Origin of the sequence: Thauera sp. WB-2, from assembly GCF_027594845.1 — a bacterium.
GTDB lineage: Bacteria > Pseudomonadota > Gammaproteobacteria > Burkholderiales > Rhodocyclaceae > Thauera > Thauera mechernichensis.
In genome coordinates, this window is sequence record NZ_CP088935.1 from 3596241 (window position 1) to 3609206 (window position 12966).

A 12966-nucleotide genomic window follows, 5' to 3' on the forward strand; every position below is an offset into this window, starting at 1 on the left:
ATGCGCCATGTCCGCACCGCACTGCACCCCCGTTCCGACCCTTGCCGAGGCCGCCCAGTGGGCGCCCGAGCAGATCGTCGGACTGGCGCAGGCGAACGTCGCCTTGCAGCGCGACATGGATGCGATGCGGCTCGAGTTTGCGGCACTCAAGCATCAGCTTGAGTGGTTCCGCCGCCAGCTCTTCGGTCAGAAGAGCGAGAAGCGCTTGGTCTCACCCGACCCTGCGCAAATGCATCTGGGTGAGTTGCCGATCCCTGACACGCAGCCCGTCTCCCCCGGCAAGACCGTGGCGGGACACACCCGCCGTGTGCCGCGTACCGACTTCACCCAGGGCAAGGACGACTCGGCCCTCTTCTTCGACGAGACCCGCGTCCCGGTCGAGACCATCACGCTCGCCAACCCCGAGACCGAGGGGCTCACCGCCGACCAGTTCGAGGTGATCGGCGAGAAGGTGAGCCATCGCCTGGCGCAGCGCCCGGGCAGCTACGTGATCCTCAAGTACGTGCGCCCGGTCATCAAGCGCCGCGACACGCAGACGATCCACTGCCCGGCGGCCCCCGCCGGGGTGATCGACGGTAGCCGCGCCGACGTGAGCTTCATCGCCGGGCTCATCACCGACAAGTTCTGCTACCACCAGCCGCTGTACCGCCAGCATCAGCGGCTCGGGGACAACGGCATCCGGGTCTCGCGCCCGTGGCTCACGCAGCTCACCCACGCGGCGCTCGCGCTGCTCGAGCCGGTCTTTACGGCCCAGCTCGACTCGATCCGCGCAAGTCGCATCAAGGCGATGGACGAGACCCCGATCAAGGCCGGGCGCGCCGGCCCGGGGAAGATGAAGGGCGGCTACTTCTGGCCGGTGTATGGCGAGCGCGACGAAATCTGCTTCGCCTATCACGAGGGGCGTAGTGGCAAACACATTGCGCAGACCCTGGGGACCGACCCACCGCCCGAGGGGGCGGTGCTGCTCACCGACGGCTACGCGGCCTACGAACGTTACGCACAAAAATGCGGGCTCACGCGCGCGCAATGCTGGGCGCACTCGAGAAGAAAATTCTTCGAGGCCCAGTCGATCGAGCCCGAACGGGCGACGCAGGCATTGGAGATGATCGGCCAGCTCTACGCGGTAGAGCAGCACATCCGTGAGGCACAACTCATCGGCGAGGCACGCCGCGCATACCGGCTCGCCCAGGCCAAGCCGATGGTCGACCGGTTCTTCGACTGGGTCGACGCCCAATTCGAATCCCACGGTCTGCTGCCGAGCTCACCGCTGACCACTGCCCTGGCCTACGTGCGTGAGCGCCGGGCCGCCCTCGAGGTCTACCTCGCCGACCCCGAGGTGCCGATCGACACCAACCACCTCGAGCGGGCGCTACGCGTAGTGCCGATGGGCCGCCGCAACTGGCTCTTCTGCTGGACCGAGGTCGGCGCGAAATACGTGGGGATCGCGCAGAGCCTGATCGCCACCTGTCGCCTGCACGACATCGACCCCTATGCCTATCTGGTCGATGTGCTCCAGCGCGTCGGCCAGCACCCTGCCGCCGATGTCGCGCAACTCACCCCAAGGCTGTGGAAGCAACACTTCGCGGCCAATCCGCTTCGATCCGATCTCCACCCGCGCTCGAAGTAGGCAAGAACGCCGCTCGGTTACCGCTTACCTTTCATGACCTTGCGAGACCCCTGTTCACATTGTCATAAATTGTGTAGTTTCCTACCTTTTTGGGCATCCCATGAAGGCAGGAAACGTCATGCCGCTGACGCAGGTGTTCGTCTCGATTTCCGACCCGCGCAGCGCGCGGCATGCGCGCCACGACTTGGCCGAGTTGCTGACGGTGGCGGTATGCGCGGTACTGTCGGGTGTCGACGACTTCGTCGACATCGAATTGTGGGGCGAGGCCAAGATCGACTGGCTGCGAGGCTTCATGAAGCTTGAGCATGGCATCCCGTCTCACGACACGATCGGACGCGTGTTCGGCCTGATCGCGCCGGACGAGTTCGAGTCGGCGTTCCGGCGCTGGGTCGGCATGGTGGTGCCGGCGCTGGCCGGGGATACGGTGGTGGCGATCGACGGCAAGACGAGCCGGCGCTCGGGCAGCAAGGGCAGGACCGACGCCAGCCCGTTGCACCTCGTTAGCGCGTTTGCGGCGGGCATGGGCGTCGTGCTGGGCCAGACCGCGACCGCCGAGAAGTCGAACGAGATCACCGCGATTCCCGAGTTGCTCGCCAAGCTGGCGATCGAGGGCTGCGTGGTGACGATCGACGCAATGGGCACCCAGACCAAGATCGCCCGCACGATCCGCGAGCGCGGCGCGCATTACGTGCTGTGCGTGAAGGAGAACCATCCGAACCTGCGCGACTCGATCCTGTTTTCCGATATCGATCCGCGCGGACCGCTGACCCCGGATTCGACGCACGAGACCACGATCAAGGACCACGGTCGTATCGAAATCCGTCGATGCCGCGCCTACGCTGCGATCGATCGCCTCTACAAGTTCGAGGACTGGCAGGACCTGGCCAGTTTCGCGGTGGTCGAGCGCATTCGCACTGTGGGCGATCACACCAGCACCGAACGCGTCTTCTACATCAGCAGCCTGCCTGCCGACGCCGAGCGCATCGCTCGGGCCGTACGCAGCCACTGGGAGATCGAGAATCGGCTTCACTGGTGTCTGGATGTGCAGTTCAACGAGGATCAGTCACGGGTGCGCAGCGGCTATGCCGCCAACAACCTGGCCATCGTTCGCCACATCGTGATGAACCTGCTGCGGCTCAACACGACGCGCAAGGCGAGCATCAAGTCCAAGCGCATGCTGGCGGCGACGATCGACGCGTTTCGCGCCGAGGTGCTTGGGGTTATGACATGAAGGTGCGATTGCCCTGCTGAAAGAAGTCGCTTCTCGTCCTGTCTGGCGTCCCACCAGATGCCCATTGGCCGAGGTCACCGAATTTCCGGATCGACCATCCCTTCGGATTCGTCACCGGGTCGCCGAACATCTTAATGAAAGTCGCCTTTAGAAAGGCGTCAGCCAGACGGTTAACTTCATCGCGTTTTCGGCGGACGCCTTCAGCCTTCTCGATGATACGAGCGATTCGCTTTTGCTCATTCAGTAGAGGAAGGTCAAACTCCAAGCTTTTTAGAAACCCTACGGGCAACCTTTTTTGCCCGCCTGATCCAGTCATTCGGCTCCGCCCAATAGCCCGTAAGCCTGAATTCCAAACAAGATAAAAGAGAAATTGTGCATCAATCTTTTCGGACGGGCGGAGTACGTGGAACTCGGTTGACCCGAATCCGACTTCACTAAAAAGCCCCTCTACAAGGACTGCCTTGCCGTTTTCAAAACAAGGGGTGATCTTTGCAAGCAATACGTCGCCGTTGCGAAAGGAGGTGTAACCTTTAGCGACCTCAGACATGCAACGTCGCTGGACACGCAGGAGCTCTCCATTTTCACCCACGTCTGCCATCGCGATAAAGCCAACGCTTCCGCTAGAAGGTAGCTTGCTAAGGTCAAGCCTTGGATTCAGCTGCGCAACCTCACCCAGTTTCACGCGGCAGTGAGTCATTTCAGCAGAGCCTCCAAATCTGAAAGATCTTTGGATATCTCTCCTTCCAACGCCTTCAGCCGGGTAAGAATCACCTTCGGATCTTCATACTCCTCCGCCTCATAGCGCTGCTCTTTATAGCGGTTGATCGACAGATCGTAGCCCTGTGCGCGGATCGCATCGGCGTTCACCGCGAACGCCTTCTGCGTCCGGTCCGAGAAATCCCCCTTGCAGTCACACCAGGCTCGCCACTTGTCGAGCACATCCGGAAGGTCGTTCTCGGTCACAGGTTGGCGCTTGTCGTCCAGTGAGTAGCCGTCGGCGGTGACGTCATAGAAGAACACTTGCTCGGTGGCCCCACCCTTGCTGAACACGATGATCGCCGTCGACACGCCGGCATAGGGCTTGAACACACCGCTCGGCAAGCTAATCACCGCTTCGACCTGGTTATCGTCGACCAGATGCTTACGCAGTTGCACATGAGCCTTGCTGGAACCGAACAGCACACCATCGGGCACGATGGTGGCACTGCGCCCACCTACCTTGAGCATGCGGAGGATGAGGGCGATAAAGAGGAGTTCGGTCTTCTTGGTACGCACGACACGCAGCAGATCCGCTGCCACATCGTGCTCGTCCAGGCTGCCCTTGAAGGGTGGATTGGCGAGCACCAGATCGAAGGCGTTTTGCGCCGTGTCCCCATGTCGTTCCGTGAAGGTCTGGCTCAGCGTGTCCTGGTAGTGCACATCTGGCTCGGCCACCCCGTGCATCACCAGGTTCATGGTGGCGATGCGCAGCATGGTGGCGTCGAAGTCGAAGGCGTGGAACATGTCGGTGTCGACATGGTGGCGGTGCTCGACGAGGAGGTCGCCACTGTAGATGACCTGATCTTCCGGCTCACCCTTTTCGTTGAGCACGGTCTCGCGGTGGGTGCCAGCCTCCGAGCTGTAGTTTCTCAGCAGGTAATCGTAGGTCTCAACCAGGAAGCCCGCCGTACCGCAGGAGGGGTCGCAGATCCGGTCGGAAGGCTGGGGTTCCATCAGCTCGACCATCATGCGGATGATGTGCCGCGGCGTGCGGAACTGGCCATTGATGCCTGCGGTGGTGAGCTTTCCGAGCAGGTACTCGTAGAGATCGCCCTTCGTGTCGCCGCGGTCGAGCGGAAGATCCTGCACGGCGTTGACCGCCTTCACCAGCAGCGAAGGCTTTTGGATCATCAGTTGGGCGTCTTTCATGAACGCGGCGAACTGACTTCCATCGCCCGAGGTGCGCTCCGCCAGTCGGCGGAAGTGTGGGAAGACCTTGTCCCGCACGTGCGGGAGCATCAGCTCCGCCCCAAAGTGGCGCCAGCTCTCCCATCGGCAATCCTGCTCGTCAGCGAGAAAGCGTCGCGCAAAGGGACGGCCGCTGAGGCTTGCACGCTTCTCGTCGCGCCGCTCGTTCATGTCGAGCAGACGGCTGTACATGAGGAAGGTGATCTGCTCGATGACGGTGAGCGGATTGGTAATGCCGCCGGTCCAGAAGTCGGTCCAGAGGGCGTCGATACGACTCTTGAGTTCGCCTGTGATCATACGTTCTGGTCAACCCAGATATTCGAGCTTGTACTGACGGTCAGCGACACGATGCAGCCGTGCCTTGGCGCCATCGTGCGCCCTCACGGATGCCAACCAGCGTTTGAAAGACGTGCGTGGCGAGATTCGAACGCTACTGCTGAGCCGAATATCGGTATCGAAGCATTCCTCGTTGACCTCAATGCAGATCTGCCCCTGAGCCCTGGCAGCTGCCGCCCTACCGCCGAGAGCATCGGACGGAAAGAACGACTGGTGAACCGCGTCAAAATAAAGCCTGCCGTTATCGATACTTGACTGCGTGATACTAAAGTCGATGTACTTCATTCATTCCTCATAACTAGCGCCCGCTATCAAGCGCCAAAATACTTATCTAATGCCCGTTGGCTTGCCTGCCCGCGGCTCTCGAAATCCTGGATATCGTGCATAGGAACGCTCGCCACCCGTATACCTTCAGGTGAGTTCGAATCTGGCCTTATCACAAAGCCTTTATCGGCCCCACCTTCCCAGACCAGTACGTAAAGCGGGTCCCCATGTTTTGCATAATCGATGCGTACTTTTCGAGCAAACAGCCCTACAGCTCCATCCTTGCCAAGGATCGCCTTCTCGAGGGAGGTGTGGTTACCGACTTTGCGCCACAAATTTCGTGTGTGGATGGCTCGATAGTTGATTGCCCCTCCAGTTTGCGGAGAAAAGGAGAGTGTCTTCTGTGTAGAAACGGAATGCTTTGTTGGGCTCGAGCGAGACTCAACTCCAGGACGAGGATCAGCAACCAGATTAGCTGGAGGCACGTGTTTTTCTGAACTAATTGATACAAGCTGAGGAAACTCCGGATACTCACCCCTGTGTGAGCCCTGATGATTTTCCATCCCCTGGCGAGTAAGACATCCCTTCGGCGCTGAATAACTATCTATCCGCCGCTCAGGCAGCTCATGCCACCCAATATTAAAAGCACCTTGCCTAGGAAAGAAATAAAGACTGCTGTACGGAAGATGATCATGAATCCACCAGGCCATTGCAGTCCAGGAACCACCTTTCTCGATGTAATCCACAAGCCACGGAATTACAATGCAGGCCATAGCTCCATACCGACCACGCTCATCTGGATAATCCCAAATGTGACGGCCAAAGTTCTTCTCGTTGCTAGCACAGTTCAATTTGTTTTCATTGCCGAACTTATTAACCTCGGGCGAGCGATAGCCGGACCGCACATGGATCCTGCCGAATGTTGCTTGCAGGGGCTCAAGCAACTGCTGACAAAGCATGCGTCCAGCTTCTATGGCCCTCTCAGGATTATCGGGGACGTTTCGAAGTCCATGCCAAGCGGCAATCTCGCTATACAGAAACTCCCTCATGAAGAAATTTCTCGACAACCGAACCCGCCCGAGGTCCTCGAGCCTGTCATAGCTGGTGATTGAACTCATACGCTTCTCCCTGTGATACTCGGTTGTACGAGCGGTTCGCCAAAGCTTTTGATAATTCCAAGCAGCTCGTCGAACTGCCTTTCATCGGTGAAGATGCCGAGCACGCCTTCCGTATGAACACTGGTAAACGGCGCAGCGAAAAGATCGTCGGTCGTGATGGCCCCATGCTGGCGGATATGCTCCTTGAGAAGGGCAAGAAACCGAAGCTGCTGGCTTCCCAGCGGATGTTTCTGGGCGAACGCAGTGAAGCGCGCCTCGACGACCTCGTGCTCCAAGCCCACGATGCTCCGCAGAATCTGCGCGAGCGGCACGGCAGTATCGGGGAAGAAGGTACGTAGCGTCGCCAAATCCACATCCGGGTTGCGCGTGTGGACGAGGCTGTTTAGCCGGTCGATGTCGGCAACACTCACAGGCTCGCCCCTTCTGATCTTGCGGAGCACCGGTTCGCTTTCGAACAAGGGCTCGAGCGCGGCCTGGACCGCGCGACGATACACGGTGTAGTCGACCGATCGGATGTTGGTCGGACGAAGGTAAGCCTCCACATCCTCGAGCCTCTCGGAAACGTCGATCACCTTGGGAGGCGGTGGTGGTGGCAGCAAGGGAGGTTCGGCAAGATCTATGATGTCGCGTAGTGCGACGCGCATTTGCTCGAGGTGGCCGAAGTCCGCCCCCGCCCAGAACACATCGCTCCGGATCGTCTTGAGCTCGGGCGCCTTCGCGCGCACCGGATTGAGGTGGCTGGGGAGCCGATCCAGCCATTCGATGATTTCTGCTCTCTTGGGATTCGGTTGACCGGGCCCCGCGATCGCATGTGCCTGCGCTTCGCCCAGCAACAGATCCCAGCGCAGCGCAGGGCCTTGGCCCCGCACGTCGAGTACCGCCATCAGGGGCGCGACAGACTCGACCAACAGCTGGCGCAAAGTCGGAGCGAATGCGTGCAGAAGCGCTGCATCCCTCGCTTGCTGAACAGCCTGCCAGTTCTCGCGCACGGCGATCGTGCGGTCATCGAGTGCATCGGCATCCGCCTTGAGCTGATCGCGCAACACTGCAAACACTTCGAGTTCCGAATGTTTGAGCGCGAGCTCCGCGAGCGCGATACGTGCTTCGTAGCGGAGCTGACTGAGCGCTTTTGGGGTCTTGCGCTCGACCTCTTCGGGATCGAGGTCGTGGTAGGCGAAGTTGTTCCAGTGATCGAAGATCAGGAACTCAGTCTTGTCTTTGCGGTGCCCGAAGAGGTCTTTGCACAAGCGCGTACCCCGGCCAATCATCTGCCAGAACTTGACCTTGGATTTCACAGGCTTGGCGAAGACGAGGTTCACAACCTCGGGCACGTCGATACCGGTATCGAGCATGTCCACGGAAATGGCGATGCGCAGCTGACCATTCTTTGCGTTCTCCGCACCCTTGAAATCATCGATCAGCTGCTCGGCCCGCGGCTCCTTCGAGTGAATGACCTGGCAGAACTTGCCCGCGAATTGCGGATACATCTCGTCGAACAGCTCGGCCAGAAGACGCGCGTGATCGATGCTGCGCGCAAAGACGATGCTCTTGCCGGGCAACTGGCCGTCCGCGTCGCGGATGCCGTTCTCCATGAGATTACGCAGGATGATGCGGTTGGTATCGCGGTTGAATACCGCGTCGTCGATCTCCTGAGCGTCGAAATCCAGGGTGTTCGGATCGATCCCTTGGTCTTCCAGCTCGGCAATCTGCTCGTCGCTGAGATGGGCCGACTTGATCCCCTCGCGCAGAAAAGCTGTGGTGTGAGCCACCACGCGGAAGGGCACCAGGTTGCCGTCTGCGATCGCCTGCTCGAGTGGATAGTTGGCGGTCGGGAGTTTGTAATCGCAGGCGAACAGACGACACGTGCTGCGCGACACCATCTCGACGGGCGTTGCGGTAAGGCCCACCTGCAGGGCGTCAAAATACTTGAAGAGATCGCCGTACTGGTTGTAGATCGAGCGGTGCGACTCATCGGCAATGATGAGATCGAAGAAACCCGTATCGAAACGCTCGTAGATGTTCATCATGCCCGGGTAGATGCCGATGTAGATACGGGCATCTTTGAGCGCGATGTCATTGTTCTGCTGGCCGATAACGTAGATCGGCTCCTTGAGGAACTCGCTGAATGCGTTGCGCGCTTGCTTGCGAAGCTCCTTGCGGTCGCAGAGGAAGAGAACCCGCTTCACCCAGCGTGCCTCGATCAGCATTTTGGCGAGGGCAATCGCGACCCGGGTCTTTCCGGTTCCTGTCGCCTGGACGATCAGCGCCTTTCGGTGGCATGCCGCAAAGCGCTCGGTTACGCGGCGCAGCGTCTCGATCTGATAGAGCCGGCCCGCGATGCGCTCGTCCGGCATGACCTTGGTGAGGTCATAGCGACCACTGCGTTGGAAACCGCAGCGGTACTGAAGCGTGTCGCGCGAGTAGAAGCCGTAGATCTGCCGCGGCGGGTAGCCGAGCGCATCATCCCAGACCCAAATGTCGTGACCGTTGCTGTAGAAGATCATCGGCCGCTGGCCATACATCTTCTCGAGCCCGTCTGCATAGTCCTTGGACTGCGCCTGCCCCTGTCGGGCATCACGGGTGGTCTTCTTGACCTCGACCGTCGCGAGCGGCTTGCCGTTGTCGTCCCACAGAACGTAGTCGGCGAAGCCCCTCCCGCTTGAAGTCGCCTGATGCAGAACCTCGACCTCCTGCCCGACCTGCTCGGTGCTGCGGCCCTGCTCGCCGACATTCCAGCCCGCCATGCGAAGGTCACGCTCGATGAGCCACCGACGCGTGTCGTCCTCGCTGAACTGGAGCTGGTTGCTGGTTGCTTCCGCCACATCTGCGATGGCGCGGATCTCCCGCTCCTCGAGCGGAGCGTTTGCCGCATTAATCCGTTCGCGCAGCTCGCGCTCAGACTCTCGCAGACGGGCAACTTCCTCGAGCGCTTCTCTGAGACGCGCCTCCTTGGCAGCGTTCTGCTCAGCAAGCGCCTTCGCCTTACGCTTGATCTCGGCTTTGCTGTCCGTGCCGTCGGGCGGGGGCTCACGGAACTCTGCGAAGTCCTCGACGGCTCCGCCGCAGAAAGTCACGTGGAGCCAGCGCGCAAGCTGCCATGCCTCGCGAAGTGCCCGCAGAGAGTCTGTGCTGCCGACGTCTTCCCCATGCGCAGCACGGTTACCGAGTTTGCGGAGCAGGTGAAACTTGTCGAGCACAAGGCGATCGGCCAGCATCGTGAAGCTGGCATTCGCGAGTAGGTCGGCAAAGTTGGACTGGGGCGCACGCGGCAGCCGCAAGCGGGTGTAGAGGTGATCGACGATTCGCTCGGCAAAGCTCCGGAGTTTGACGAGCGCGCTCTCTGGATCAGTGAACGCATAGTGCTCGGCAAATCCGCCCATGCTCGCAAGCTCGGCATGATGAGACCGTAGCGGTTCGAAGTTGAGCGATGAGCGTTCCTGCATCCACATGTCTGGCGTTCTCGTGCGATGGTCACTTCATGCAGCGAAAACCGTGCCAGCCTCCTATTCCTTGTCTTCAGCGCTTTCGAGACCGAAACGCCTGAGCCAATTGGTGAGCGTCTGGTAGTGCGGAAACCCGAGCAGCTCGGCTGCCAGCTTCTTCCGATGGTTTGTTTGCTGCATGGCGCGCTCGAGATAGTGACGCGAGACCTCGTCGAGAAGTGCCTGTAAATCAAAGCCCTTGTGAAGCGGCCTGTCGAGGACACCTTGGCTGCCCGGCGCCACCTCCAGCAGCGCCTCGCGAACCTCATCCCCGGTGATCGTATCCCCGTCGGACCAGATCACCGACCGGACGAGCGTGTGATAAAGCTCGCGGATGTTACCCGGCCAAGGATGCGCAAGAAGAAATTTTCTAGCCTCCAGAGAAAGTTTCTTGTGTTGTACCTCGGGCTCGAATCCCGCTCCGGCATTAAGCTGGTCGAGAAAGTGATCGATGAGCAGCTCGACATCGCCATCGCGCTCGCGCAAGGCGGGCAGATTGATGATGCCGACGGCGAGGCGGTGAAAGAGGTCTTCCCGAAATCGCCCTGCGCTCACATCGGCCTGCAAGTCGCGGTGAGTAGCCGCGATGATGCGCACATCCACCTTCATAGGCTTCGATGCACCGACCGGCGTGACCTCCTTCTCCTGCAAGGCACGCAGCAGACGCACCTGGGTGTCGGACGGCAGATCACCAATCTCGTCGAGAAACAGCGTGCCGCCTTCTGCAGCCTTGAAGTGACCATCACGGTCGCGGTCTGCGCCGGTAAAGGCACCTCGCTTGTGGCCGAATAGCTCTGCGTTGGCGAGCTCACGAGGGATGGCACCACAGTTCACAGGAATGAACGGTCGATTCGCCCTCTTGCTCGCCGCGTGGACCGCCTGGGCGAACAGCTCCTTGCCCGTGCCCGTTTCTCCCAGAACGAGTACGGGCACATCGAAGGCCGCTATCCGCCTCGCGCGATCAACCTGCTTTCGCATCGCCGGGCTGCGGTGAATGATCCGAGCAAACTCCGGCACCCCAAGCTGCTCGCCCGCCAGCCGCTCGATGCGATCTTCGCTGCGCTTGAGGTACTCGGGCAGAAAATCGCTTGCGAGGTCGAAATTGAAGTCGACCCGCTCAAGGCCCCGTTGGGCCGACGTCTGGATCAGCCGTGCAGGGAAGCGCGTCTTGGCGAGCAGGATCCAGACCGCAATCATTGCGGGCGTCCCGGGGCTCAAGTGGAAGGTTGGCAGCACCTCCTGCCGCGGCAGCCGAGCACGCTTCAACTCCGCGCTGACCTTCTCATAGATCTCTGCGTAGTTGATCGGGCTGCTCAGCTCGATCTCGTAAAGATCGACATCAACGTAGCTGGTCAGCGCCTCGAGCCAATCGCAGTAGGGCTTACTGCGCTCGAAGCCGTAGTTGGTCAGGAGGACCACGCGATCGAACCGCTCGTGTGCGAGCAGCGCCGAAGCGATCGGACCGGGCCGCTCACGGTCATCAGCCTCGGCCGCTTGATGGTCCGCCGCCCCGATCCAGGCGAAGAGCCAGGATTCTTGCGTCATGGAGACATCATACGGTTACCGTACCCCCAGGGAAAGATTCTTCTCTTGAGAGAAGATATCGCTCAGACTCAAGCAGATTGAGCGGACTGAGAGAGCGGCCCCCATCTCGTAGGAGAACGGCCCCGGGCCGACCGCCGACGCCCGCAAGGGCCGGGATCCCGACTGGGTTTTCGATAGCGAAGACTCATGATGCGAATATCCTGACAAAGCGCCGTACAAAGGTGATGACGCTCATGACAAGAGCAAACTAGGTCTCGATCGAGGGTGATGAGTTCGCACTACCTGTCTCTGCTTGCAACCCGGTCAGGAAAGCATCGAGCAGCTCATGGCAGCGAATGCCACGCACCTGGCGCGACTCGGGGATGCCGAAGTAGCTGCAGCTGAGGCCTGCGGAACATGCAAACTCAGAGAGCAGGGCGTCGTATTCGCTCGTCCGACTGCCCGACCCCATGCTCCCGAAAGTCACCAAGCAGGTGCTGTCTCCATGGGGGTGATGCCGCAGGAAGGCAATTGCGCGAGCCAGGCGGTAACACCTCGGAGCAGGATAGCTGCGTTCGATGAATGCCAAACGCTTGCTCGGATCTTTTGGGATGAGTCCCATCGCCGGATGGGGAATCAATTCCCCACAATCCTGAAGGTTCAGACCTTCCCGCTCTTCGTCCTCGCCGTGCGGGGGTGAGTTAACAGGATCATGTGGCTGCTTGGCATTCTGTAGATCCAGTTGATTCCGTCGATGTTCTTCAGCCGCCAGCCTCCTCTCGCGTAATTGCTGCGCCAAGCGGGCCTGATCGACATGGAAAACCCATCGCCGGATGGCGTCATCGGCCTTCAGTGCCAGCTCGAGTGACGCAAGCGTCCAGCCGCCGAGCCGGTACATCCCGGAAAGGTCGAACTCCAGGGTTGAGACACCATAGCCCTGAAGCCGAGCCTGCTTCAGATCATCAACAGCGTGAGTCACCCTGACTTCGCACCAAACCTGCTCGCCCTGTCCGTTGTACAGGACGACATCGGGCCGCACTGCACCGGCCCCGCGGAATGTGGAACGCGACTGCTCATCCGGCAACTCGGTGTGAACGACATCAAACGTGCGACCGGGGAGCGAATCCTGCAGGCCTCCATCCCGGACGATGAGGGCGGGAAGCTCAATCTGCCGCCAGGCGGCGATGATGTACCGGGCGGCCGCATGGAGTGCGCTCTCCCGCCCGCCCTCACAGGTCGCAGCAGCACTGCCCGCGACATAGTGGGAAAAGTGGTGCCGGTTCTTTCGGCCCTTTCTCGCCTGGAGGGTGGCGCCGCAGCTGGGGCAGATGCAGTCACAGGCGAGTCCGCGCTCGACCATCGTGATGTCGACCATGCGGCCCGTAGTGCGTGATAGGGCAAAATCAAGGCCTTCGTCATTTTTCATCGGAATGCTCC

9 protein-coding genes are annotated in these 12966 nt (G+C 60.3%); 2 read left to right on the forward strand and 7 right to left on the reverse strand.

Annotation, left to right across the window (positions count from 1 at the left end; all coding sequences use genetic code 11):
- Positions 1–7 precede the first annotated feature (7 nt).
- Together tnpC and LQF09_RS16465 are read left to right on the forward strand one after the other, a co-directional pair.
- Positions 8–1627 (forward strand): IS66 family transposase, encoded by a 1620-nt coding sequence (gene tnpC / locus LQF09_RS16460; protein ID WP_270068475.1) that lies wholly within the window; start codon positions 8–10, stop codon positions 1625–1627.
- Between the two features lie 100 nt (positions 1628–1727).
- Positions 1728–2858: an ISAs1 family transposase gene (locus LQF09_RS16465; protein ID WP_270068476.1), complete on the forward strand. Its 1131-nt coding sequence runs from the start codon at positions 1728–1730 to the stop codon at positions 2856–2858.
- On the opposite strand, the gene LQF09_RS16470 is transcribed toward LQF09_RS16465, so the two are convergent.
- The 7 genes from LQF09_RS16470 to LQF09_RS16500 all read right to left on the reverse strand — a co-directional run bounded on the left by LQF09_RS16470 (position 2848) and on the right by LQF09_RS16500 (position 12955).
- Positions 2848–3555: a restriction endonuclease subunit S gene (locus LQF09_RS16470; RefSeq protein ID WP_270068477.1), complete on the reverse strand. Its 708-nt coding sequence runs from the start codon at positions 3553–3555 to the stop codon at positions 2848–2850. The genes LQF09_RS16465 and LQF09_RS16470 overlap by 11 nt on opposite strands.
- A complete protein-coding gene (locus LQF09_RS16475) occupies positions 3552–5102 on the reverse strand; it encodes a type I restriction-modification system subunit M (protein WP_270068478.1) in 1551 nt (516 codons plus the stop codon). The genes LQF09_RS16470 and LQF09_RS16475 overlap by 4 nt, the downstream gene beginning before the upstream one ends.
- Before the next feature lie 9 nt (positions 5103–5111).
- Entirely contained in the window at positions 5112–5426 is a 315-nt protein-coding gene (locus LQF09_RS16480) for a hypothetical protein (protein ID WP_270068479.1), read from the reverse strand.
- A gap of 26 nt (positions 5427–5452) precedes the next feature.
- On the reverse strand, positions 5453–6523 hold the full coding sequence (locus LQF09_RS16485) for a hypothetical protein (RefSeq protein ID WP_211207678.1): 1071 nt from the start codon (positions 6521–6523) through the stop codon (positions 5453–5455).
- Positions 6520–9972 carry a DEAD/DEAH box helicase family protein gene (locus LQF09_RS16490; RefSeq protein WP_270068480.1) on the reverse strand — a complete coding sequence of 1151 codons (3453 nt, stop codon included), beginning with the start codon at positions 9970–9972 and terminating at the stop codon, positions 6520–6522. Before LQF09_RS16490 ends, LQF09_RS16485 begins: the two co-directional genes overlap by 4 nt.
- A gap of 54 nt (positions 9973–10026) precedes the next feature.
- Positions 10027–11550, reverse strand: a complete 1524-nt coding sequence (locus LQF09_RS16495) for a sigma 54-interacting transcriptional regulator (protein ID WP_270068481.1) — start codon at positions 11548–11550, stop codon at positions 10027–10029.
- 247 nt (positions 11551–11797) lie between these two features.
- Positions 11798–12955: a competence protein CoiA family protein gene (locus LQF09_RS16500; RefSeq protein WP_270068482.1), complete on the reverse strand. Its 1158-nt coding sequence runs from the start codon at positions 12953–12955 to the stop codon at positions 11798–11800.
- Positions 12956–12966 lie beyond the last annotated feature (11 nt).